Below are 22,605 nucleotides of genomic sequence, written 5' to 3' on the forward strand. Positions count from 1 at the left end.
CGCGACCGCAGTTCCGCAGTACAGTGACGCCAGCCGAATGCTGGAAAAAGGAATCGAGGATGATCGTGCAGACGCTTTCAGGCAGTGCCGATACAGGCCAGGCACCAGCAGATCAGGCCGAGACCGGCCGCACCTTCTCCGGTGTCGGAGTCAGCCCCGGACGCATCATCGGTTCCATCCTGCTGATGCCTCAAGCTGTACGTGAACCCGCAGTCGGCGAGCAGCTGGCTGCGGGAACCAGCGTGGAGGACGCATCCGCTCTGCTACGCACCGCGGCGAAGGCCGTGCAGACCCACCTCACCGCTCGCTCGGCCGGGGCCTCAGGCGCCGGCCGGGAGGTGCTGGAGGCCACAGCGCTGATGGCGAACGACCCCATGCTGGTGAAGGCCGCCGTCAAGCTCATCACCAACGGCGCCTCCGCGGAACGCGCCATCTGGGACGCCGCCGCATCGGTGGCCGAGATGCTGCACAACCTCGGCGGTTACATGGCCGAGCGCGCGACCGATGTTCTGGACGTGCGCGGGCGCATCGTCGCCGAACTGCGCGGCGTTCCCGCCCCGGGAATCCCCTACTCGGACACCCCGTTCATTTTGGTCGGCGAGGACCTCGCGCCGGCCGACACCGCTACTCTCGACCCGGCGAAGGTCCTGGCCCTCGTCACCTCGAGCGGCGGGCCGCAGTCGCACACGGCCATCATTGCTCGCGCCCTCGGGCTGCCGGCCGTGGTCGCCGCCGTGGGGGTCGACTCTCTCACTGACGGCACCCGGGTCTTCGTCGACGGAGCTGCCGGAACCATCTTGGTCGACCCCAGCGCTGACCAGGTGGCCCTCGCGAAGGCATGGGAGACCACTACGGCCGCCCTCGCCGTGTTCGACGGCACCGGGCGGCTGAAGGACGGCCACCTGGTACCGCTGCTTTCCAATGTCGGTGGCGCGAAGGATGCGGTCAAGGCCGCAGCTGCCGGCGCCCAGGGCGTCGGGCTGCTGCGCACCGAATTCTGCTTTCTGGAACGCGACACCGAACCCACCATCGCCGAACAGGTCGAGGCCTATCGCGGCGTGTTCGACGCATTCCCAGGCAAGAAGGTGGTCGTGCGCACGCTTGATGCCGGCGCCGACAAGCCACTGCCATTTCTGACCGATGCCTCCGAGCCCAACCCGGCCCTCGGCGTGCGTGGCTACCGCACCGATTTCACCTCCCCGGGCGTGCTCGAACGCCAGCTGCAGGCCATCGCGCAGGCCACCGAGGGCACGAAAGCCCAGGTCTGGGTGATGGCGCCGATGATCTCCACCGCCGAGGAAGCCGAACATTTCGCCAGCCTCTGTGCCGCAGCCGGCCTGAAAACGCCCGGAGTCATGGTCGAGGTTCCCTCCGCCGCCTTGACCTCCGCGAGCATTCTCGAACACGTCGACTTCGTCAGTCTCGGCACCAACGACCTCACCCAATACGCCATGGCGGCCGATCGTCAGCTCGGCCCGCTCGCCGGCCTCAACACACCGTGGCAGCCCGCCGTACTCCAGCTGATTCGGCTGACCGTGGCCGGATCGCGCGACGAGGGCCACGACAAACCCGTCGGTGTCTGCGGCGAGGCTGCTGCCGACCCCGCCCTCGCTGTCGTATTGGTCGGCCTCGGCGTCTCGACCCTGTCGATGACCGCGCGGGCACTCTCCGCCGTCGCCGCTGTGCTCGCGAGCGTGACGCTTCCCGAGGCCGAGCAGCTGGCCAAACTGGCCCTGACGGCGCATTCGGCAGCGGATGCCCGTCGCATCGTTCGCGAGAAACTGCCCATACTTAACACGCTGGGTCTCTAACCCGCCGCACCCGTTTCACCGCACTTTTCACGCGCCTACCCCTGGAGGATCCCATGTCTGAACGAACCGCCGTCATCGCCAGCCGCGTCGGCCTGCACGCTCGCCCGGCCGGAATTTTCGTCGCCGCTGTGGGCGAGCTGCCCCTCGAAGTGACCATCGCCATGGCCGGCGAACCGGCCGACGACGCGATGGACGCCTCGAGCATCCTCTCGATCATGAGCCTCGGCGCCTCCAACGGCGACACCGTGGTGCTGCGGGCTGAAGGTGAGGGCGCCGATGAGGCTCTCGACTCCCTCGTCAAGATTCTCGAGACCGACCTCGACGCTGAGTAATTCTTGAAGCCTGGCTGGGAGAATTCTGAGCCATTTCGGAAAAATCCTTTGCCACTCGGAACTAGATAACTAAGCTAGGCACATCTTCAGGGTCTCGCAATAGGCACCTGAGAACGGCCATCCGCCGGAACCCGCACGATTTCTGTTTGCTAATGAAAAGGATCCCATCGTGAGTGAACGACAGACGTACCTGGGCAATGTCGAGAACGGCGCTGACTCCGAAGAGCACACCATCAAGGACTGGACCGACCTCGGCCAGGAAATGTGGTCCTATCTCACGGGTAAGGGTGCAGCGATCAATTACAGCTTCATCGATATGGTCGTCGAGGTTCCCCGCGATATCGGTCCTGACGCTCCGCGAGCCGTGTGGAAGTTCAACGGCACCCTGCGTGTGACGACGAGCGACGAGAAATCCGTCGGCTCCGATCCCTTCCGCGGCTAATCATGGGCTCCTCCGCGAGCGTGCCCCCGGCCCCGAACATCGATCTGCACATCGATCTCGCCTTCTCGCTGGAGGAGCCATCGGCACGGTCCGATGACTCCTCCGACGGTTCGACCGGCGACACTTTTGGAGCCGCCGACACCATGCAAGGCACGATCACTGCAGACGGTAGAGATGTGACCATCTACACGAGTAACCCGGAAATGTTCGTGCAGGGCCGGGCACTCAACCTGGAACCGTTGCGTGCACTGGCCAGCGAGTTGGCGAATCGTGGCTTGACGGTGTCCGTCACCGGCCCGGTCGGGCTGATCGCCCGGCTGGGCGACGTACAGGCATCCGTCACGCAACGTCTGGTGACGCGGTCGCCGCACATCGTTCTCGGGTCGAGAAACGCGCTCGGCCCGCTGGTGCAGGCGCGAATGCGGGGTCAGGCACGCATGCCGGTCGCGATTCCGCTTCCGCCTTCGACCGTGTTTCCGCTCGCGCCGACCTTCGACCGACGCAGTCGGCGCAGGGTCACGACGACGCACTACACGCCGGGAAGCGGGCGCCCGCGCCTCATTTTCGTCGTGGGGTCGGAGAACTGGAATGGGCAGATGCCTCGGGAGTTCAACCTGCTGCAGGGAACGACGACAATCGGTTCGTCGGCCGACGCAGACCTGCAGCTGCCCGGACTGAAACCCCTGCACGCCGAGATTCGCCACGATGACAATGACGAGTACCGGTTATTCGCGATCGGTGACGTCGGGGGCAGTTCCCGGCCGGCCGAAGACGGCCGCAGCATCGGCAATGGACAGATTCTGCGCACCGGCTCACGCCTCGAGATGGGCCCGTGGCGGATGGGCTATTTTCGGGAGGAGTTCGCCGATCACGGCCGGCCGTTCGGCGGGCGCGTCGGCGGCGAACTGGCGTTCCAAAAACCGCAGCCGCCCCGGCCGCGCAGCTGACTGGACCCGTGGGTGCAGCACCTCCGTGAGGCACCCACGGCGTTAGTACATTACGACGTGAAGAGGCCGGTCCACACCGCACGTGATCCCGATTCTCCGATGAGCGCCACGGTCACCACAGCGCCGATCGCACTGACCAGGACGGCCAGGTCGAGAATGATGGTGGCCACCAGACGCCCCCTGCGGCTCGGCAAAACGGATGCGAAACGCCCGCCGGCACCCGCAAAGTAGCGATACCAGAGCCACTGCACGACGGCCACGAGAAACAGGGCTATCACCCACGGCAGCATGGTGCGACCTAGCCCAGTGTGGGTACCAAGCAGCGGGGTGACGTTGACAAGGCGGGATTGCAGCCACTCGCCCGCCTGCACAGCCAGGGGGACCAGCCCGAGCGCGGCGAGGGCCACGAGCGGCGTGACAATGCCCAACCTCCGCCGAACAGCCGGCCAGAATGCACTCAGCAGCGCGCACAGTGCCGCCAGCGGAACCACGATCACGACGGCGTGCACGATGACGACGTGCAGCGGTAATCCGTTGAATTCCCAATTAAAGTTCATGGTGCGTCTCTCCCGATGTCGAGTCCGCGCCGCGCCGCGCCGGTTGTGCTCGAACGGCCGGAGTTCCCCGACCTGAGCGCGCACTCAGTGCGCCTGATCATTGCACAAATCGAGCTGCTTCGACGTAAATGAGTCGAAGTGGCGAGCGGTCGGCATCCGCTCGTCGCCGCAACAACTTTTCTGCAAGGTATGGGCAATACCGTGCCGTTGTTGAGGTGTGTCCAGCCGGTGCACGCCCGCCCGAACGAGGAGTCAGCATGGTCGAGCCAGAAGCATCCCTTCGGCCGCGTCACCGGGCCCGCCGGCATCCACTGCGTAACTGGCCGCTCGGCGTCGTCGTGGCCGCCGCAGCGCTCACCGTCACCTTCTTTCTGGTGCTGTCGGGGGTGCTCGGTTCCCCCGCCATCGCCACACTGCAATCCGGCACGGGCTACGCGGCCCAGACCCGCACCTACTTCATTGGCGCCGACGAGGTGGATTGGAACTACGCCCCTTCCGGCCGCAACGAGATCACCAGCGTGGCATTCGACGCGACCGCCGACGTCTTTACCAAACAGGGCCCTGACCGCATCGGGAGCACCTATATCAAGTCGCTGTATCGGGCCTACACCGACGGGAGCTTCAGCCGCCTCAAGCCCCGCCCCGCCGCCGACGAGCACCTCGGCATGCTCGGCCCGATCATTCGCGGCGTCGTCGGCGACACCATCAAGGTGGTCTTCAAGAACAACCTCGACCGCCCGTCGAGCGTGCACGTGCACGGTGTCTTCTACACCAAAAGCAGCGAGGGCGCCCCCTACGCCGACGGCACCACGGGGGCCGCCAAAGCGGATGACGCGGTGCCGCCCGGCGGCGTCTACACCTACACCTACCAGGTGCCGGAGCGCGCTGGCCCTGGCCCGATGGACGGCAGCTCGGTGATGTGGATGTACCACGCGCACACCGACGAGGTGGCCGATGACTACGCCGGACTGGTCGGTCCAATAGTCATCACCCGCGCCGGCTCCGCACGGGCCGACGGCACCCCGAACGACGTCGACCGCGAACTATTCGTGCAGTTCAAGGTCAGTGACGAGAACGAAAGCCCCTACCTGGCCCGCAATATCGACCGGTTCACGGCCGACCCGGCCAGCGTTGACCCCGCCAACGAAGAATTCGGCGAGAGCAACCTCATGCACACCGTCAACGGTTACGTCTTCGGCAACCAGCCGCTGGCCTCCATGACGGTGAAGAAGGGCCAGCGGGTGCGCTGGTATCTCATGGGGATGGGCACAGAGGTCGACCTGCACACGCCGCACTGGCACGGCAACACGGTTGTCGCCCTGGGCATGCGTACCGATGTGGTGAGCCTGCTGCCGGCCAGCATGATGATCGCCGACATGGTTCCCGACGACGTGGGCACCTGGCTGTTCCACTGCCACGTCAACGACCACATCACCGCCGGCATGCTCACCCGCTATCGGGTCACGCGGTAATCGCTGGTGGGCGGGGTGCCGACCGGCACCCCGCCCACCAGCGTGCGAGGGTAGACGGGTGACCTATACCGCTGCGAACGCCTTCACCACCCGTCCGACCCTGCAGGGAACCTTCGGAATGACCGCCTCGACGCACTGGCTTGCGACGGCGTGCGCCCAGGCCGTGCTCGAACGCGGCGGTAACGCCTTCGACGCGGCCGTCGCGGGCGCCTTCGTGCTGCACATCGTTGAACCCCACCTCAACGGGCCGGGCGGCGACATGACCGGCGTCTTCGTCACCGCCAGCGAACCGGATGCCCCGCGCATCTTGATGGGGCAGGGCCCGGCCCCCGAGAACGCCACCATCGAGCACTACCGGTGCCAGGGCCTCGACCTCGTTCCCGGGTCGGGCGTGCTCGCCGCGGCAGTTCCCGGCGCGGTCGACGCCTGGCTCGTGCTGCTGCGCGACTACGGCACGTGGGAACTGCCCGAGGTGCTCGCCTTCGCCCTCGGGTACGCGCGCGACGGGCATCCGATTCTGGGTCGGGTTGTGGCCACGATCAACTCCGTTGCGACTCTGTTCGCCGAGCACTGGCCCACGTCGAAAGCGCAGTGGATGCCGAATGGTCGCCTGCCCCAGGCCGGCGACCTCGTGACCAATGCGGCCTGGGCGCGAAGTCTTGACCGCCTGCTCGCTGCCGCCGCGGAATCGAGCGTCGCCACCCGCGAGGGGCGCATCGACGCAGCCAGGCTGGAATGGCGGGAGGGGTTCGTGGCCCGTGCCATCGTCGACTTCGGGCGCACGGCGCACCGGCATTCCTCCGGCACCGATCACGCCGGCGTGATGACCCTGGCCGATCTGGCCGGCTTCGAAGCCGACATCGAAGAGGCCGTGACCGTCGAGTTTCGCGGTTACACGATCGCCAAGACCGGCGCCTGGGGCCAGGGGCCGGCGCTGCTGGCGACCCTGATGATTCTCGATGGTTTCAGCGACGAGTACCTCGACCCGTCGACCGCGCGCGGCGTGCACACGATTCTTGAGGCGCAGAAGTTGGCGATCGCCGACCGGGAGGCTTACTTCGGCGACACCACGGTACCCCTGAATTACCTGCTCTCGTCCGACTACGCGGCCACCCGGCGGGCTCTCATCACGGATGCCGCCTCGCACGAGTTCCGCCCGGGCACCGTTCCCGGCCACACCCCGTATCACCCGGTGCTGCGCACCGAGTACACAACGGAGGCGCTGTCTGAGCAGGGTGCGGGGGCATCCGCCGGGGTGGGCGAACCGACGGTGGCCGCACCGGCCAGCGCCGCACCAACTCGCACCGTGGCCGAGCCCGAAACGCTCTCGACCGGCGAACTGCGCGGTGACACCTGCCACATCGACGTCGTCGACCGTTGGGGCAACATGGTGTCGGCGACGCCGTCGGGTGGCTGGCTGCAGTCGTCGCCGACCATTCCCGACTTGGGGTTCTGTCTCGGCTCGCGGCTGCAAATGACCTGGCTCGAGCCGGGCGCACCGTCGGCCCTGACCGGCGGCAAGCGTCCGCGCACCACCTTGACCCCGACGCTCGTGCTGAAGGACGGGCAGGCGGTGACGGCGCTCGGCTCCCCCGGCGGCGACCAGCAGGACCAGTGGCAGCTGCTCTACCTGCTGCGCACGATTGTCGGCGGGTACACCCCGCAGCAGGCGATCGATGCGCCGGCGTTTCACAGCACCTCGTTTCCGGGCTCGTTCTGGCCGCGCACCTGGGAGCCCGGCGGCGCCGTGGTGGAGAATCGACTCGGTGAGCCGGTCATCACCGAGCTGGAACAGCGCGGCCACCGTATCACCCGCGCGGGCGACTGGGCACTCGGCCGCATCTCCGCGGTCACGCGGGAGCCGCAGACCGGGCTTCTGCAGGCGGCGGCTAACCCGCGCGGGGCCCAGGGCTACGCGGCCGGCCGTTAATCCTGCGGCAAAATACCACCCTTTCGGGTTTTCTGCTGTCCCCACGAGTGGGGAGGACATCAACCTGTCTATCCCCACTAGATTGAAGCTATCGAACCGATTACCCGAGTCGGCGATGGAACGGACAATCGTGAAAATGTTGCAGACAGAGTGCCCAGAATGCCAGCAAATGGTATGGATCACGTCGGATACCCGGTTCGCGACCTATCACTCGTTGGCTAACTCCACCAAGGATTGCCCCGGCTCCCGCATGAACGTTCCGGTACCCCCCAAACAGACTGCTGCGAGCCGTCGGCGCGCGCAGGCCGAACTGCTCGCCTGGAGCCACGCGACGAGCGCGGTCGGAGCCGGCAAACACCAGGCCGCCTGACCCGATCCTTTTTCCCCGCGACCGACGACATCGACTGACCCGACCAATCGATGCCATCAGTCCTCACAAGGCGGTGCCGACCCGATTGCGGGTCGGCACCGCCTTCTGTGTTTCTTCCGGTTCGCGGCGCGGGCTCAGGGCAGGGCGGGTTGCGGGAGGTCGGCCAGTACCGAGCGCACGCGCATCGGCCTCGGCATCCGCGTTCTCCACGTATTCCTCGGGCGAGCGTGACACCCCGGTCGGATTGCGCACGAACAGCATCACGGTCGGTTGGGCCTGCAGATTGCGCGCGGCGAGCTCAGCGATCGCCCGCTTGAGAATGACCCGCGGTGCATAGGGCCAGGGCTGGCCATTCACGTGCGGGTCGCACTGCACGATGCCCAGGCCCTCCTTGATGCACGAGATGGGCACACAGGAGGACAGGTCGGGGATCGCGATGAGGTCGGGATCCAGCGGTTACAACGTATGCATAACAAACCGACCGACCGGGAGAGACTGGTCGCTCGGTGGGGGTAGACTCATTTTTCCATTTTTATCAGCCTCTTCTCAGGCCATGCCCCGTACGGTTACACACGGAGTTCCCCCACTCCAACGATTGGCCCCGGCATATTTCTCACCTCCCCCCAGGCGAGAAGTGCCGGGGCTTTTTCGTTCCCGAGCGTATATCGATGGCGGTCAGCTCGAAAACTCCGACGGCTCGGGCGGGTCGCGGCGGAATGGGTCATCCGCTCCCCACTCAAACATTGAGGTGCTCCGGGGCCTTGCGCGAAAAGCGTGCGCAACGCCCCGGAACACCTCAAAACTCGCAACTCCGCGAATAACCCGCACCGCCGCTCGACTACTGAGACACGAGCGACGGGGCAGGGGTGTCCGCGGGGTTGCGAGTTTCGTGGGTAAGCAGGAAGGCTCCGAGCGCTTTTCTCGGAGCTTTCCTGCGCACCCGCGATGTTTGAGCGAGGAGCGGATATCCCTGTTTCGGCGCGACCCGTTCCGACGCGAACCAACCTAAGGCGCGGAACGGTCTAACGCTCAGGCGGCGAGGGACTCGGCGAGGGAGCGGGCGTCGTGCTGGGCGGCAAGGGAGGCCAAGAGCAGGGCCAGCTGGTCGGCGGGGGCATCGGGCGCCTCGGGGTGCCACTGCACACCGGTGATCGGCGCGGTCTCGTGCTCGAGGGCTTCGATCAGGCCGTCAGAGGCGTGCGCGGCAGCAACGAGGCCGGCACCGAGGCGGTCGACGATCTGGTGGTGCGCGCTCTGCACCGAGATGTCGGCGCGGCCGAGGCTCGTGGCCAGGGTGCTGTCGCTGCTGAGCGTGACGTCGTGGGTGGAGAGAATCTGGTCGATCGGCACGCCGATGTTCTTGTGGATGCCGTCGTCGATGTGCTGCACCAGGTTGCCGCCGAGGGCGACGTTGATGACCTGCAGGCCGCGGCAGATTCCGAGTAGCGGGGTGCCGAGCGCGAGGGCGCGTTGCACGAGAGCGATCTGGCCCTCGTCGGCGGCGGCGAAGTGCGCTGTCTCGCCTTCGTAACCGGTTGTGCCGCCGTAGAAGCGGGGGGCGACGTCTTCGCCGCCGACGATGACGAGGGCGTCGGCATCCGCTGTGAGGTGGAGCAGAGTGGCGGGCGTGACGTCGGCCGCAGCGACGCGGGTGACGGTCCAGCCGGCCGTTTCAGCCTCGGTGACGACGCGAGCATTGAGCACCTGCACCTTGGCATGGTACGCGGGGCGGTCGGGACGCGCGGTGGTGACCTCGACGACGGCGAGCATCCGGCTCGTGAATTCTTGGTTCATGGCGCGGCTCCCGTCTCGTGGTGTTGTTTCCATTGTGGGCGGGGCGCGCGGGGCACGCGAGCGCCCCTGTAACACGGGGCAACATCGCTCCCGGTTTGAATTTTCGGCGGTTCCCAGACTCACGTCTGCCGGCCACCCTAAACTTTGCAACAGGCACGCACGTTCCTGGCGAGACCTCGCCCAGGGTCACTCCTTTTGAAAGGACCTCCGAATGACCAAGCAGTCCATCTTCGGCCGTATTGCCCAGCTCGCGAAGGCGAACATCAACTCGATCCTCGACTCGGCGGAAGACCCCGCGAAAATGCTCGACCAGATGGTGCGCGACTTCTCCAGCAGCATCTCCGACGCCGAAAGCGCCATCGCCGAGACCATCGGCAACCTGCGACTGCTCGAAGACGACCACCGCGAAGATCAGGAAGCCGCCGTGGAGTGGGGTGACAAGGCCCTCGCAGCCAGCCGCAAGGCCGACGAATTGCGGATGGTCGGCAACGCTGCAGATGCCGACAAGTTCGACAATCTCGCTAAGGTCGCTCTCGGTCGCCAGCTCACGAGCGAGAAGGAGGCGAAGACGGCCGAGCCGCAGATTCAGTCGCAGACGGCCATCGTCAACCAGCTCAAGACCGGCCTGAACGCCATGAAAGAGAAACTGGTGCAGCTCACCAACAAGCGCGCCGAGCTGATCGCGCGTTCCAAGACCGCCCAGGCGCAGGCGCAGGTGATGGACGCGGTCAAGAGCATCGACATGATGGACCCCACCAGCGAGGTCAACCGCTTCGAAGACAAGATCCGCCGCGAAGAAGCCCGCGTGCGCGGTGCCCAGGAGCTCGCAGCGTCGAGCCTCGACGCCCAGTTCGAAAGCCTCGACGACCTCGGCGAACTGACAGAAGTGGATGCCCGCCTGGCCGCCCTCAAGGCAGGCAACACCGCCGCCATCGAGGGCTAGCCGCTGAGTGGACAACTTCGTGGGGTTGAATCACCGTGACACCCCACGAAGTTGTCGAGTGAGGCCCGGTCGGTGTCGCAGAATATTCGCTGCTGGCGAAGAGGATACTGACCTACCCGGCGGCTGCGCCATACTGAGGTATGGCTCCCACCTTCGTTGTAGTACCGCAGTGGCAGGGTTCGATTTCTCCGCGCGCGATGCGCCTGGTCGACGGGGCGGCGGCCATTCAGGGCGACCTGCCGTTCTCGGCCACTCGCCTGGTCGACGTGCCGGTCGAGGCCGGTGATGCGCTCGACACCGGTGTGCACCGCTTCTCGGCCATCGCGCAGGTGCGCGAGCGCCACACCAAGATTCTGAAGGACACCTCCGACTGGGCTTTGTCGATCGGCGGCGACTGCGGCATCGCGCTGGCCGCGGTGGAGCACGCGGCGCGCACGCATCCGAATGATCTGGCCGTGGTCTGGTTCGACGCCCACCCCGACCTGCACACGCCGGAATCCTCACCGTCGGGCGGGTTCTGCGGCATGGTGCTGCGCGCAATCAGCGGCGAGGGGCCGGCCGAACTCGACCTGCGGGTGTCGAGCACCGTGCCGCTTGAGAACGTGGTGCTGGCCGGTATTCGCGACGTCGACGACGCCGAAGACGTGCTGCTGCACGAGCGCAGCCTGGTGAGCGTGTCGTGCTCGGAGCTGGCCGACCCGGCCGCGCTCGTCGCGGCCATCGCGGCGACCGGCGCCAGGCACGTCTTCGTGCACATCGATCTCGACGTACTCGACCCGTCGGCGCTCGATGGTCTGAGCGACCTGATTCCGTTCGGTCTGAGCGTGGCCGATCTCGGCGGTGCGATAGCCGCGCTGCGCGCCGAGTTCACGCTGGCCGGCGCGACCATCACCGGGTTCGCGCCGGCCTCGCCCGAGGCTGCGAACGACGACCTCCCGAGCATCCTGCGCATCATCGGAGCGCTCACGCGCTGAGCCGGCCACCCCACGGAGTCAGCGGGCGCCATTGCCGAATGACTCCTGCAATATCTGGCCGACCGAAGGCACATCCGCGACTCTCCGGGCGACTCCACGGCACCCCCACACAAAATGCAGGAGCAATGCCGGTGCGGAGCGTTTCAGTCCGGCCAGGACTGCCGGGTTTCACCAGTCAGAATTCACACCAGCCAATGGAGGCCCACATGACCGACCAACCCCGCATCCTCACCGAACGTCGCGGCCACATTCTGCTGATCGGGGTGAACCGGCCCGAGAAACGTAATGCCGCCGATTTCGCCCTGCTGCAGCAGCTGTCACTCGCCTACGGTGAGCTCGACCGCGACCCCGAACTGCGCGTCGGACTGATCTACGCGGTCGGCGAGCACTTCACCGCCGGGCTCGACCTCGCCGATATCGGCCCGAGGCTCGGCCCGAACGGACTCGAAATGGTGCCGGAGGGCGGCATTAATCCGTGGCAGGTGGATGGCATTTCGGTGAGCAAACCGGTCGTCATCGCCGTGCAGGGCACCTGTCTCACCCTCGGAATCGAACTGATGCTCGCGAGCGACATCGTGGTCGCCGCCCAATCGACGAAGTTCGGGCAGATCGAAGTGGCCCGGGGTATTTTGCCGTTCGGCGGCGCGACCATTCGATTTCCGCGCGCAGCCGGCTGGGGCAACGCCATGCGCTGGCTGCTCACCGGCGACCTGTTCGACACCATCGAGGCGCACCGCATGGGCATCGTGCAGGAGATCGTGCCGGACGGCACCCAGTTCGACCGCGCGCTCGAACTCGCCGAGAAGATCGCCGCCCAGGCGCCCCTCGCCATCCAGGCCACCCTCGCCAACGCGCGGTTGGCGGAGCGCGAGGGGGCGGCATCCGCTGAGGCAGCGCTGCAGCCCACCCTCGCCCGACTGGTGGCGACCGAGGACTCCCGAATCGGCATGCAGTCCTTCCTCACCCGAACACCCGCCGTCTTTGTGGGCCGCTGACCCCTCTCGTACCTTTCATAAAGTGGGACCACGATTGATCATGGTCCCGGTTTCCTCAGGCGGTCCCGGAGCCGCCGAGGCGACCAACGCATTCGCCAGAACCTCGGGTAGGCTGCACCAAACCCGCACACCTCCACCCCCGTCAAGGAGATTCAATGTCGAGTCAGAGCTACGACGTCATCGTGATCGGCGGCGGCGCTGTCGGCGAGAACGTCGCCGATCGCACCGCGCAGGGCGGCCTCAGAACGGTCGTCGTCGAGAGCGACCTGGTTGGGGGCGAATGCTCCTACTGGGCCTGCATGCCGTCGAAAGTTCTGCTGCGCAGCGGCGCCGCCCTCGCGGCAGCCCGCCGGGTACCGGGCGCCGCCGAGGCCGTCACCGGAACCGTCGACGTGCGCGCCGCCCTGAAACAACGCGATTCCATTGCGAGCAATTGGAAAGACGACGGCCAGGCGAAGTGGCTCGACTCCGCCGGCATTGCGTTGGTACGCGGCCACGCCCGCCTTACCGGAGTCAAGGAAGTCACCGTGACGAAAGCGGATGGCGCGGTGACCGTTCTCACCGCCACCCACGCCGTCGTCGTGAGCACCGGGTCGGCGGCGCTGCTCCCCGATATCCCCGGGCTGAAGGACATCGCCCCCTGGACCAGCCGGGACGCGACGAGCGCTCAGCAGATTCCGCCCCGCCTGGCCGTGATCGGCGGCGGTGTCGTCGCCGCCGAGATGGCCGCCGCCTACGCCTCGCTCGGGTCGGCGGTGACCGTCATCGCCCGCAGCCCCCTGCTCGGCGGACAGGAACCGTTCGCCGGTGAACTCGTCACCGCCGCGCTCCAAGAGAACGGCGTTACCGTGCTCGTCGGCCCATCCACGACACAGGCACACCGCGACAACGAGGACGCCATCGTACTCACCCTCGATGACGACAGCACGGTCACCGCCGACCGGGTGCTCGTGGCGATCGGCCGCACCCCGCGCACCCACGACCTCGGCCTCGAGACGGTCGGCCTCGACGGCGGCGAGTGGCTCGCCGTCGACGACACGCTGCTCGTGCAGGGCGACTCCCCCGCCCTGGCCGGCGACTGGCTGTACGCCACCGGCGACGTGAACCACCGGGCGCTCCTCACCCACCAGGGCAAGTACCAGGCCCGGGCGGCCGGCGATGCGATCGTGACCCGCGCGGCCGGTACCCCGGTCGATGGGGCACCGTGGGGCGCGCACGTGGCGACGGCCGACCACGCCGCGGTTCCTCAGGTGACCTTCACCGACCCGGAGGTGGCCTCGGTGGGACTCACCGCAGCATCCGCTGTGAAGGCGGGGTATCGCATCCGCATTCTGGATTACGACCTCGCCAACCTCGGCGGCTCAGCGGTGCTCGCGGTCGGCTACGTCGGCAAGGCGCGCGCGATCGTGGATCTCGATCGCGAGGTGCTGCTCGGTGTCACTTTTGTCGGGCAGGACGTCGCCGAACTGCTGCACTCCGCCACGGTCGCCATCGTTGGCGAGGTGCCGATCAGCCGGCTGTGGCACGCGGTACCGAGCTACCCCACCCTCAGCGAAGTGTGGCTGCGCCTGCTGGAGGCTTACGGTCGTCCCGGGTTCACCGACAATGACACACCATCGAAGAATTAGGCTGACCTGATGCGCCGCCTCCTCTTCGATTCACCACTCAGCCGCGCCGGGTACCTGTACGCAACCGCATTCGGCCTGGTCTGGGGCTCGATCTGGAGCACCGGCCGGGTTGAGAAACGGGCCGGGCTGTTCGTGTTCCGCGGCATGCCGCCGTGGACCTTCGGGCGCGGCGGTTCCTGCGTGGGCGGCTGCTACCTCACCAATCAGAACGTGACCGCGGCCGTGCTCGAGCACGAAGCCGTGCACAAGCGTCAGTGGCAGCGCTTCGGAATGGTCTTTCCGCTGCTCTACGCGGTTGCCGGGCACAATCCGCTCAAGAACCGCTTCGAGATCGAGGCCGGCCTGAAAAACGGCGGTTACATCCGCTAGCTCTAGCGGATGCACGAAACCGCCCGGCCTGCGAACAGGCCGGGCGGTTTCGTGTAGCCGGAGATTCTACTTCGCGGCGACGTACTCCGCATCGACGGCAGCGGCTTCGGCGAACACGGCGAGGTTCGCACGCAGTTTGGCGCCGAGGTCGGCGTCAACGCTGGTCCAGTACCAGATAGCGCGCTCGGTGACCTCGGGGCGGGTCACGCCGCCGATGGCACCGGTGATGGTGTCGAGGAACCGCGCCTTGGCGGCGTCGTCGTAGACCTCGCGGTAGAGCGTTCCGGCCTGGCCGAAGTCGCTGTCTTCACTGCGCAGGGTCGCGGCGGCGCGCAGCAGCGTTCCGTCCCCCTCCCAGGCACCCTCGCCGGCAGCAGCGGGGTCGGCGACGGGGCCGCCGAGGGAGTTGGGTGCGTAGTTCGGCTGGTCGGCTGAGTTGAAGTGGTGGCGCTGCGCGCCGTCCTGCGAGTAGTTGTTCACCGGGCTGACCGGAGCGTTGACCGGCAGCTGAGCGTAGTTGGTGCCCACGCGGTAGCGCTGCGCGTCGGGGTAGGAGAAGATGCGCGCCATCAGCATCTTGTCTGGGCTCGCCGCGATTCCGGGAACGAGGTTGGCCGGCGAGAACGCTGCCTGCTCGATCTCGGCGAAGAAGTTGTCGGGGTTGCGGTTGAGCGTGTGCGTTCCGACCGGGATCAGCGGGAAGTCGCCGAACGGCCACACCTTGGTCACGTCGAACGGGTTGAACCGGTAGGTGTTGCCCTGCTCGTACGGCATGACCTGAACGGAGACGTCCCACGACGGGAAGTTGCCGGCGGCGATCGCGTCGGACAGGTCGCGACGGTAATAGTCTGCGTCGGCTCCGGCAATGAGCTCGGCCTCTGAGCCTTCCATCTCCACGTTGCCCTGGTTGGACTTGAAGTGGTACTTCACCCAGAAACGCTCGCCCGCAGCGTTGATCCACTGGTAGGTGTGCGAGCCGAAGCCGGGCATTTCACGCCAGGAACGCGGCAGGCCACGGTCACCCATAAGGTAGGTGACCTGGTGGGCCGACTCGGGGGAAAGGGTCCAGAAGTCCCACTGCATGGTCGCGTCGCGGAGGCCGGTGCCCGGCAGTCGCTTCTGCGAGTGGATGAAGTCGGGAAACTTGATGCCATCGCGAATGAAGAACACCGGGGTGTTGTTGCCGACGATGTCGTAGTTGCCCTCGGTCGTGTAGAACTTCACGGAGAAGCCGCGCACGTCGCGCCAGGTGTCTGGGCTGCCCTGCTCGCCGGCCACGCTGGAGAAGCGCTGCAGGGTGTCGGTCTTCGTGCCCGGCTGGAACACGGCCGCGCGGGTGTACTTCGAGACGTCGCCGGTGACGACGAACTCGCCGTGGGCTCCGCCGCCCTTGGCGTGCACGATGCGCTCCGGAATGCGCTCGCGGTTGAACTGGGCGAGCTTCTCGACCAGGTAGCGGTCGTGCAGGGCGGCAACGCCGTTGTCGCCGACGGTGAGCGAGTGCTCGTCGCTGGCAACGGGAGTGCCCGTCTGGGCGGTGGTGGGCTTGATAGTCATGGAGCTCCTTGAGTGTGGATCAGCAACGCGAAGTTGACGGCGGAAGTTTAGGGGGCCGAAGTGTCGGCCTGACATTGTGCGCAGAGGCCCCAGTAGATGACCTCGGCGGCGCGCACGTCGAAACCGAGCGCATCCGCTGGGGTCAAGCAGGGGGCGTGGCCGACGGCGCAATCCACGTCGTGCACCACGCTGCAGCGGGTACAGACGATGTGGTGGTGGTTGTCGCCGACCCGGCGTTCGAACAGCGCGGGCGAGCCGGCCGGTTCGATCTTGCGCACCAGCCCGGCGGTTCCGAACGAGGCGAGCACCCCGTAGACGGCCTGCAGCGACGTACCCGGCAGGTCGGAATGTACCGCGCCGAACAGGGCGTCGGCATTGGAGTGCGGCCTGTCGGTAAGGGCGCGCAGCACGGCCAGCCGTGGCGCGGTCACCTTGAGACCGGCAGAGCGGATGCTGTCGGCCAGCAACCCGGCGTCGGCCGCGGCGAGGCGAAGCCCCCCGTCGTCGTGGCAGGCATCGGTCAAAGGCATGCTTCGACCCTAGCAGTTGTTTTGATTGATTCAAAACAATCTGGTAGCCACTTTTACCTAGCTAGGATAGCGACTATCGAGGTTCTGGGAGGAACTGTGCTCGCGATCACTCGCTTCATCACCGGCAAACGCACCGCCTGGGCGGTTCTGCTCGGCACCATCGTTGCCGTCGGACTGCTGTTCACTCTGCTTCCGGCCAATGAATCCGCTGATTTTCCAGCCTCCGGGCTGCCAGAAAGCAGCCAGGCCGCCCAGGTCACGAAACTTCTCGCGGAGTTTCCCTCGGCCGATCAGACCGCGGCGATCGTGGTCTGGAGCCGGGACGGGGCCGCGCTGACGGCGGCCGATAAGACCGCGATCACCGCCGCCGCCGGGGAGCTCGGTGCAGCGTCGATCGCCCCGCGGGCGGCGACTCCGCAGTTCAGCGAGGACGGCCAGGCCGCCCTGAGCGTGATGCCGCTGGAGGCCCTCGGAGCGACAGCCGACATCGAGAAGACGGCCACCGACATCCGCCAGGCGGCGTCGGCCGGCCTGCCGAGCGGACTGAACGCCTATGTCACCGGACCGGTCGGTTTTCAGGCAGACATCACCAATGCCTTTGCCGGAGCCGACTTTCGCCTACTGCTGGTGACCGTGATCGTCGTGGCTGTTCTTTTGATCGTGACGTACCGCAGCCCGGTGCTGTGGATCGTGCCGCTCGTCGTGGTCGGTCTGGCCGACGGCCTGGCCGGCAAGGTGGCCGGGGCGCTGGCCGAGCCGCTCGGTTTCGCCCTCGACGCGTCAATCTCGGGCATTCTCTCGGTGCTGGTGTTCGGCGCGGGCACCAACTACGCCCTGTTACTCGTGGCCCGCTATCGCGAGGAATTGCTGCACACCGAGAACCGCAATCAGGCGATGCGCACCGCCGTGACGAGCGCCGGCCCGGCGATCGCGGCGAGCGGCGGAACGGTCGCGCTGAGCCTGGCTACCCTCGTCTTCGCCGAGCTGGCCGGCAACCGGGCTCTCGGCATCGCCTGCGCCATCGGCGTGATCATTGCCATCCTGTTCGCCCTGCTCGTGCTTCCGGCTGCCCTTGTGGTGTGCGGGCGCGGGCTATTCTGGCCATTCATTCCGCGGGTGCAGGCTGCTTCCGCCGCCCCGCGCACCGGCTTCTGGACCCGGCTCGGCCGAGGCGTGTCGAAACATCCGGTGATCATCACGGTCGTATCCGTTCTAGCGATCGGGTCGCTCGCGTTCGGGCTGAACGGCGCCGCCGTCGGATTGTCCCAGGCCGATCAGCTGCTCGGTAACCCGGAGTCCGTCGTTGCACAGGACATCGTGGATGCGTCTTTTTCGGCGGGGCTGACCAGCCAGACGGTCGTGCTGTCGCCGGATGCAGCGTCCGCTGACGCCGTCGCCGTCGTCCTCAAAACCCCCGGGGTCTCCGCGGCAGTGGCCGGCGAGAACGCCGGCGGGCTCACCCGGATCGACGTCACGCTCAACAGCGAACCCGGCAGCGACGCGACCTTCGCCACGATCACCGCACTACGCACCGATTTAGCGGATGCCCCGGCCGCCGTTTCGCAGTCGCTGGTCGGCGGCACCGATGCCACGGCTCTCGACACGAAGGCCAGTGCGGAACGGGACCAGAATCTGATCCTGCCGCTGATCCTCGGCATCGTCTTTCTGATTCTGGCGCTGCTGCTGCGCTCACTCGTGGCGCCGATCCTGCTCATCGTCACCGTGCTCGGCACCTTCTTCGCGAGCCTCGGTGTGTCGAACCTGATCTTTCAGAACCTGCTCGGTTTCGCCGCCTTCAATACCAACGTGGTGTTGTTCGCGTTCCTGTTCCTCGTGGCCCTCGGCGTGGACTACAACATCTTTTTGACCACCAGGGCGCGAGAGGAAGCGCGGGCCTACGCCACCCGCGAGGGCATGGTGCGGGCGCTGTCGTCGACCGGTGCGGTCATCACGAGCGCCGGAATTCTGATCGCGGCCGTGTTCGCCGTGCTCGGCGTGCTGCCGGTCGTGGCGCTCACGCAGATCGGCGTGATCGTCTGCATCGGGGTGCTGCTCGACACCCTCGTCGTGCGCACCGTGCTCGTGCCGGCCCTGGTCTTTCTGGTCGATGACCGGTTCTGGTGGCCGTCGCGACCTGTCGCTACGCGCGGCTAGCCCGAGGGGCCTGACACTACGCGGGCTCGGGCGGAACCCGATCCTGCCAGCGGATGCGCCGCTCCAGCTGCGCGCCGAGCGCGAGCAGCGTGGCCTCGCCGCCCGGTCGGCCGATGAGCTGCACGCCCATGGGCAAGCCGTCGTCGGTCTGGTGCACCGGCAGCACGATGGCCGGCAGCCCGCTCACGTTGATCATCGAGGTGAACGGCGTGTACTGCACCTGCTGGGCGAAGTTGGCTTCGGCATCGTCGGCGTCGTACCAGCCGACCGGTCGCGGCGTCAGTGCCATGGCCGGGGTCAGAACGGCATCGAATTTCGACAGCTGGTGAATGAACGACCGCTCGAATGCGGTCAGTGCGGCGAGCGCTTCGGCGAGGTCGCGGGCGCTGAGCGCGCGGCCCCGGGCCAGCAACCACTGGGTGAGTGGTTCGAGCTGGGCGATCTCGGCGTCGGTCTCGGCCGGGATGCCCGCGGCCCCCGCCTGCCAAATGGTGCGGAATGCCGGCACATAGCTCGGGTCGGGCGTGAGGGCGGTCTCCTCGAGCCCGTGGTGCAGGGCGGCGAATCCCGCCACGGCCAGGTCGAGGGCGGCTCGCGCTTCGGGGGCGATCGCAATGGAGTAGTCGTCATCCCAGGCCGAGGTGGTCATGACGCCGAGCTGAAACCGGCCTTCGCCGCGCACCGCCGCCGCGAGCAGCGGCGTTTCATCGCCGGGGGCGCGCAGGGCGTAGTGGTGGTCGGGGTGACCGTCTCGGGGAGCGATCATGGCGTCGAGCAGCAGGGCGACATCCGCTACCGTGCGGGCGAGCGGGCCGCCGACCGGGAGGCCGCCGAGTTTGTCGATGCCGGAGGCGGCGGGCACGCGCCCACGACTCGGCTTGAGCCCGACCAGTCCGCAGGCGGCAGCGGGAATGCGAATGGACCCGCCGCCGTCGGAGCCGGGCGCGAACGGCAGCAGGCGGGCGGCGACCGCGACGGCGGCACCGCCGCTGGATCCGCCGGCACCGAGCGCGAGGTTCCAGGGGGTGCGGGCAGGTGGCGCAGCGAGGCTTTCGGTGTAGGAGGCCAGGCCGAATTCGGGGGTGTTGGTCTTGCCGAGGCTGACTCCGCCGGCGTCGTCGAGCGCCTGCACGAGGTCATCGGACTGATCGGGCACGAAGCCGTCGAACAGGCGCGAGCCGAAACCGGTGCGCACCCCGGCGCGCAGGTAGAGGTCCTTGTCGGCAAACGGGAGGCCCCAGAGCGGCGCGGTGCGGGGCATCCGTTCTTCGACGAACCGGGCGCGGGCCCGGGCGGCATCCGCGGTGACGGTGACGAAAGCGCCGAGCGCCGGGTTGAATTTTTCGATGCGCCCGAGGTAATGCTCAGTGAGTTCGCTCGGGCTGATTTCGCGGCTCTGCAGGGCCTGCCATTGTTCCAGGGCGGTCAGTTCGTGTGGATCAGCCATGTGCCGAGCCTAGTTCGACCGGGGCCCGCGGCCAGCCAACACTGGTTATGCACGCCCAGGGCGGCTAGCCTCAAGCCATGGCCAGCGCTCTGTACAATCCCATCGGCACCACCGCGCTCATCACCGGAGCTTCGAGCGGACTCGGCGTCGGGTACGCCCACGAACTCGCCCAGCGCGGCGCAGATCTCGTGCTCGTCGCCCGTCGGCAGGCCCGCCTCGAAGCCCTCGCCGTCGACCTGGCCGAGAAATACGGCACGGTCTCCACCGTCATCCCGCTCGATCTCAGCACAGCGGATGCCGTACCCGAGTTGGTGCGCGACCTGCGCGAGCGGTCGATCACCATCGGCACCCTCGTCAACAACGCGGGCTTCGCGACCTTCGGCACCGTTCTCGACTCCGACGAGGAGCGGGAACGGGAGCAGGTCGCCCTCAACGTGCACGCCCTGACCGCGTTGACCCATGCTCTTCTGCCCGACTTGGTCGAGACGGCCTCGGTGAATCCGCACACCGCGGCGCTGGTGAATCTGGCCAGCACGGCGGCGTTCCAGCCGGTACCGCGCATGGCGGTCTACGGAGCGACCAAGGCCTACGTGCTCAGTTACACCGAGGCCGTCAGCTACGAGACCAGGGCCAGCGGCCTCAAGGTGACCGCGATCTGTCCGGGGCCCGCCGACACCGAGTTCTTCGAGGTCGCCCAGACCAGCGGCGGCAAGAAGGGAACACCCCTCACCGTGGAGGAGGTCATGCGCGCCTCGTTCTCCGCGCTCGACCGCTCGGTGACCCCGTCGGTGGTGCTGGTCGGCGCCCGCAACGCCCTGCTCGCACGGGTCGCGAGCATCTACCCCCGCCGCGCGGTGCTCAACGCAGTGGGCCGCCTGAACACACCGCGCTGACGCTGCCCAACGCGGCCCCGCCGCGAAACGACAACATCGGCCCCAGCACGGGCACTGATGGGGCAGATTGCGTCCTGTCTCGAGCTACCAGCGAGATGCAGACTTCGGCCCTTTAGAGCAACGCCCGATGTGTTATTTCAGGCTCTTCTGCAGCAGAATCGTGCCGAGCCAGCGCTCGAACTTGAAGCCGACCTTGCCCATGCGGCCGATCTCCTCGAAGCCGAAGTCGCGGTGCAGCTTGATCGACGCATCCGCTCCCTGGTCTGCGATGACGGCGATGATCTCTTTCAGGCCGGCTGCCTTGGAGCGCTTGATCAGCTCGCCGAGCAACTCGCGCCCGAGGCCCTTGCCCGTCGATGCGGCGCCGAGATAGATCGAGTTCTCCACCGTGAACCGGTAGGCCTTCTTCTGCTTCCACGGGCTGACCAGGGCGTACCCGAGAATCTGGCCGGCCGGCGAGACCGCAACGATGAAGGGCATGCCCTGCTTGTTGAGGTAATAGAACTTGTCGCGCCACTCGGCGAGCGTCATCGCATCCTCGTCGAAGGTGACGGTGCTGTTGGCCACGTAGTAGTTGTAGATCTCGCGAATGTGCGGCAGATCGGTGGCCCGCACCTCGCGCATCTCGTAATCGAACGGCGCCTCGGCGGCAACTTCCGGCCGCAGGTGGCGGGGCAGCCGACGACGAGGCTCGTATTCTTCCTCAAGCACCGGGCACTCCCCTTTCTGGTTGGTTCCAGATTACCGGAAGCTCCCAGACAACTGGATCCGCTCCCTGCTCGGTGAGCAACCGGTTCGCCTCGCTGAACGGGCGCGAGCCGAAAAATCCTCGCCGGGCCGACAGCGGGCTCGGGTGCGCCGATTCGAGCACGGGTGTGTCGCCGAGCAGGGGCGTAAGCGCGCCGGCATCCTTGCCCCACAGAATCGCCACGAGCGGATGCCGCCGCCCCACCAGGGAACGAATGGCCTGGTCGGTCACGCTTTCCCAGCCGTGCCGCCGATGCGAACCGGCCGCGCCGACGCGCACGCTGAGCACTCGGTTGAGCAGCAGCACGCCCTGATCGGACCAGGCCGAGAGGTCGCCGTGCTCGGGGCGCGGCAGGCCCAGATCGGTGCCGAGTTCGGTGTAGATGTTGCCCAGACTGCGCGGAACGGGCCGCACGTCGGCATTGACGGCGAAGGCCAAGCCGATCGGATGCCCCGGTGTGGGGTACGGATCCTGCCCGACGATGAGCACCCGCACGGCGTCGAACGGCTGTCGGAACGCGCGCAGCAGGTGCTCCGGCGCTGGTAACACCTCGTGGCCGGCCGCCCGTTCGCTCGCCAGGAACTCGGAGACCCTGGCCAGGTCATCGGCCACGGGCGCTAGTGCTCGCGCCCAGCCGGGGTCGATTCGGCCGCTGGCGGCGAGGTCGTCGAGGTTCATGCGGGGTCGGGTGAGTGCCGCGGCATCCGCTTCA

21 protein-coding genes and 1 pseudogene are annotated in these 22,605 nt (G+C 67.1%); 14 read left to right on the forward strand and 8 right to left on the reverse strand.

Annotated elements, in window-relative coordinates; all coding sequences use genetic code 11:
- Positions 1-65 precede the first annotated feature (65 nt).
- The 4 genes from ptsP (at position 66) to QMF22_RS15415 (ending at position 3,532) form a co-directional block, all read left to right on the forward strand.
- Positions 66-1,811 carry a phosphoenolpyruvate--protein phosphotransferase gene (ptsP, locus tag QMF22_RS15400; protein WP_283455196.1) on the forward strand — a complete coding sequence of 582 codons (1,746 nt, stop codon included), beginning with the start codon at positions 66-68 and terminating at the stop codon, positions 1,809-1,811.
- A gap of 53 nt (positions 1,812-1,864) precedes the next feature.
- Complete coding sequence (locus tag QMF22_RS15405; protein ID WP_196843142.1) at positions 1,865-2,143, forward strand: HPr family phosphocarrier protein; 279 nt, start codon at positions 1,865-1,867, stop codon at positions 2,141-2,143.
- 190 nt (positions 2,144-2,333) lie between these two features.
- Entirely contained in the window at positions 2,334-2,585 is a 252-nt protein-coding gene (locus tag QMF22_RS15410) for a hypothetical protein (protein ID WP_502846972.1), read from the forward strand.
- Positions 2,586-2,587: 2 nt separating this feature from the next.
- A complete protein-coding gene (locus QMF22_RS15415) occupies positions 2,588-3,532 on the forward strand; it encodes an FHA domain-containing protein (protein WP_283455204.1) in 945 nt (314 codons plus the stop codon).
- A 50-nt stretch (positions 3,533-3,582) separates the two neighbouring features.
- Here the strand turns inward: QMF22_RS15415 and QMF22_RS15420 are convergent, their stop codons facing one another.
- Positions 3,583-4,089 carry a hypothetical protein gene (locus QMF22_RS15420; protein WP_283455206.1) on the reverse strand — a complete coding sequence of 169 codons (507 nt, stop codon included), beginning with the start codon at positions 4,087-4,089 and terminating at the stop codon, positions 3,583-3,585.
- A gap of 257 nt (positions 4,090-4,346) precedes the next feature.
- On the opposite strand from QMF22_RS15420, the gene QMF22_RS15425 reads away from it, so the two are divergent.
- The 3 genes from QMF22_RS15425 (at position 4,347) to QMF22_RS15435 (ending at position 7,861) form a co-directional block, all read left to right on the forward strand.
- Positions 4,347-5,561: a multicopper oxidase domain-containing protein gene (locus tag QMF22_RS15425; protein WP_283455208.1), complete on the forward strand. Its 1,215-nt coding sequence runs from the start codon at positions 4,347-4,349 to the stop codon at positions 5,559-5,561.
- A 118-nt stretch (positions 5,562-5,679) separates the two neighbouring features.
- Complete coding sequence (locus tag QMF22_RS15430; protein ID WP_283455264.1) at positions 5,680-7,491, forward strand: gamma-glutamyltransferase family protein; 1,812 nt, start codon at positions 5,680-5,682, stop codon at positions 7,489-7,491.
- 169 nt (positions 7,492-7,660) lie between these two features.
- Positions 7,661-7,861, forward strand: a complete 201-nt coding sequence (locus QMF22_RS15435; protein ID WP_283455210.1) for a hypothetical protein — start codon at positions 7,661-7,663, stop codon at positions 7,859-7,861.
- A 63-nt stretch (positions 7,862-7,924) separates the two neighbouring features.
- On the opposite strand, the pseudogene QMF22_RS17550 reads toward QMF22_RS15435, so the two are convergent.
- Positions 7,925-8,131, reverse strand: a pseudogene (locus QMF22_RS17550) (hypothetical protein); the annotation flags it as partial.
- Positions 8,132-8,890: 759 nt separating this feature from the next.
- On the reverse strand, positions 8,891-9,655 hold the full coding sequence (locus tag QMF22_RS15445) for a gamma-glutamyl-gamma-aminobutyrate hydrolase family protein (RefSeq protein WP_283455211.1): 765 nt from the start codon (positions 9,653-9,655) through the stop codon (positions 8,891-8,893).
- 211 nt (positions 9,656-9,866) lie between these two features.
- On the opposite strand from QMF22_RS15445, the gene QMF22_RS15450 reads away from it, so the two are divergent.
- From QMF22_RS15450 to QMF22_RS15470, 5 genes are all read left to right on the forward strand, one after another.
- A complete protein-coding gene (locus tag QMF22_RS15450; RefSeq protein ID WP_283455213.1) occupies positions 9,867-10,598 on the forward strand; it encodes a PspA/IM30 family protein in 732 nt (243 codons plus the stop codon).
- 140 nt (positions 10,599-10,738) lie between these two features.
- A complete protein-coding gene (locus QMF22_RS15455; protein ID WP_283455215.1) occupies positions 10,739-11,572 on the forward strand; it encodes an arginase family protein in 834 nt (277 codons plus the stop codon).
- A gap of 206 nt (positions 11,573-11,778) precedes the next feature.
- Positions 11,779-12,567: a crotonase/enoyl-CoA hydratase family protein gene (locus QMF22_RS15460; RefSeq protein ID WP_283455217.1), complete on the forward strand. Its 789-nt coding sequence runs from the start codon at positions 11,779-11,781 to the stop codon at positions 12,565-12,567.
- A 155-nt stretch (positions 12,568-12,722) separates the two neighbouring features.
- Positions 12,723-14,195, forward strand: a complete 1,473-nt coding sequence (locus tag QMF22_RS15465) for a dihydrolipoyl dehydrogenase family protein (RefSeq protein ID WP_283455218.1) — start codon at positions 12,723-12,725, stop codon at positions 14,193-14,195.
- A gap of 9 nt (positions 14,196-14,204) precedes the next feature.
- Entirely contained in the window at positions 14,205-14,564 is a 360-nt protein-coding gene (locus tag QMF22_RS15470; RefSeq protein ID WP_283455220.1) for a Fe-S oxidoreductase, read from the forward strand.
- A gap of 66 nt (positions 14,565-14,630) precedes the next feature.
- Here the strand turns inward: QMF22_RS15470 and QMF22_RS15475 are convergent, their stop codons facing one another.
- Entirely contained in the window at positions 14,631-16,121 is a 1,491-nt protein-coding gene (locus QMF22_RS15475) for a catalase (protein WP_283455222.1), read from the reverse strand.
- Between the two features lie 47 nt (positions 16,122-16,168).
- Positions 16,169-16,651, reverse strand: a complete 483-nt coding sequence (locus tag QMF22_RS15480) for a Fur family transcriptional regulator (RefSeq protein WP_283455224.1) — start codon at positions 16,649-16,651, stop codon at positions 16,169-16,171.
- Between the two features lie 96 nt (positions 16,652-16,747).
- Here QMF22_RS15480 and QMF22_RS15485 point away from each other — a divergent pair, with 96 nt between their 5' ends.
- A complete protein-coding gene (locus QMF22_RS15485) occupies positions 16,748-18,805 on the forward strand; it encodes an MMPL family transporter (RefSeq protein ID WP_283455226.1) in 2,058 nt (685 codons plus the stop codon).
- A 16-nt stretch (positions 18,806-18,821) separates the two neighbouring features.
- Here the strand turns inward: QMF22_RS15485 and QMF22_RS15490 are convergent, their stop codons facing one another.
- Positions 18,822-20,252 (reverse strand): amidase, encoded by a 1,431-nt coding sequence (locus QMF22_RS15490; protein ID WP_283455228.1) that lies wholly within the window; start codon positions 20,250-20,252, stop codon positions 18,822-18,824.
- A 77-nt stretch (positions 20,253-20,329) separates the two neighbouring features.
- Between QMF22_RS15490 and QMF22_RS15495 the strand changes: the two genes are divergently transcribed.
- Positions 20,330-21,145, forward strand: a complete 816-nt coding sequence (locus tag QMF22_RS15495; RefSeq protein WP_283455230.1) for an SDR family NAD(P)-dependent oxidoreductase — start codon at positions 20,330-20,332, stop codon at positions 21,143-21,145.
- A 132-nt stretch (positions 21,146-21,277) separates the two neighbouring features.
- On the opposite strand, the gene QMF22_RS15500 is transcribed toward QMF22_RS15495, so the two are convergent.
- Positions 21,278-21,856, reverse strand: a complete 579-nt coding sequence (locus QMF22_RS15500) for a GNAT family N-acetyltransferase (RefSeq protein ID WP_283455232.1) — start codon at positions 21,854-21,856, stop codon at positions 21,278-21,280.
- A complete protein-coding gene (locus QMF22_RS15505) occupies positions 21,849-22,571 on the reverse strand; it encodes a uracil-DNA glycosylase (RefSeq protein ID WP_283455234.1) in 723 nt (240 codons plus the stop codon). The genes QMF22_RS15500 and QMF22_RS15505 overlap by 8 nt, the downstream gene beginning before the upstream one ends.
- Positions 22,572-22,605: the final 34 nt, after the last annotated feature.

The sequence above is a fragment of the Cryobacterium sp. PH31-L1 genome (assembly GCF_030063145.1).
In the GTDB taxonomy this organism is placed as follows: domain Bacteria; phylum Actinomycetota; class Actinomycetes; order Actinomycetales; family Microbacteriaceae; genus Cryobacterium.

What these genes read in the sequence shown, in the direction of transcription:
- QMF22_RS15405 (WP_196843142.1), top strand. Translation starts at nt 1,865, where the DNA reads ATGTCTGAACGAACCGCCGTCATCGCCAGCCGCGTCGGCCTGCACGCT.
- QMF22_RS15415 (WP_283455204.1), top strand. Translation starts at nt 2,588, where the DNA reads ATGGGCTCCTCCGCGAGCGTGCCCCCGGCCCCGAACATCGATCTGCAC.
- QMF22_RS15420 (WP_283455206.1), bottom strand. Translation starts at nt 4,089, where the DNA reads ATGAACTTTAATTGGGAATTCAACGGATTACCGCTGCACGTCGTCATC.
- QMF22_RS15425 (WP_283455208.1), top strand. Translation starts at nt 4,347, where the DNA reads ATGGTCGAGCCAGAAGCATCCCTTCGGCCGCGTCACCGGGCCCGCCGG.
- QMF22_RS15430 (WP_283455264.1), top strand. Translation starts at nt 5,680, where the DNA reads ATGACCGCCTCGACGCACTGGCTTGCGACGGCGTGCGCCCAGGCCGTG.
- QMF22_RS15435 (WP_283455210.1), top strand. Translation starts at nt 7,661, where the DNA reads ATGGTATGGATCACGTCGGATACCCGGTTCGCGACCTATCACTCGTTG.
- QMF22_RS15445 (WP_283455211.1), bottom strand. Translation starts at nt 9,655, where the DNA reads ATGAACCAAGAATTCACGAGCCGGATGCTCGCCGTCGTCGAGGTCACC.
- QMF22_RS15450 (WP_283455213.1), top strand. Translation starts at nt 9,867, where the DNA reads ATGACCAAGCAGTCCATCTTCGGCCGTATTGCCCAGCTCGCGAAGGCG.
- QMF22_RS15455 (WP_283455215.1), top strand. Translation starts at nt 10,739, where the DNA reads ATGGCTCCCACCTTCGTTGTAGTACCGCAGTGGCAGGGTTCGATTTCT.
- QMF22_RS15460 (WP_283455217.1), top strand. Translation starts at nt 11,779, where the DNA reads ATGACCGACCAACCCCGCATCCTCACCGAACGTCGCGGCCACATTCTG.
- QMF22_RS15465 (WP_283455218.1), top strand. Translation starts at nt 12,723, where the DNA reads ATGTCGAGTCAGAGCTACGACGTCATCGTGATCGGCGGCGGCGCTGTC.
- QMF22_RS15470 (WP_283455220.1), top strand. Translation starts at nt 14,205, where the DNA reads ATGCGCCGCCTCCTCTTCGATTCACCACTCAGCCGCGCCGGGTACCTG.
- QMF22_RS15475 (WP_283455222.1), bottom strand. Translation starts at nt 16,121, where the DNA reads ATGACTATCAAGCCCACCACCGCCCAGACGGGCACTCCCGTTGCCAGC.
- QMF22_RS15480 (WP_283455224.1), bottom strand. Translation starts at nt 16,651, where the DNA reads ATGCCTTTGACCGATGCCTGCCACGACGACGGGGGGCTTCGCCTCGCC.
- QMF22_RS15490 (WP_283455228.1), bottom strand. Translation starts at nt 20,252, where the DNA reads ATGGCTGATCCACACGAACTGACCGCCCTGGAACAATGGCAGGCCCTG.
- QMF22_RS15495 (WP_283455230.1), top strand. Translation starts at nt 20,330, where the DNA reads ATGGCCAGCGCTCTGTACAATCCCATCGGCACCACCGCGCTCATCACC.
- QMF22_RS15505 (WP_283455234.1), bottom strand. Translation starts at nt 22,571, where the DNA reads ATGAACCTCGACGACCTCGCCGCCAGCGGCCGAATCGACCCCGGCTGG.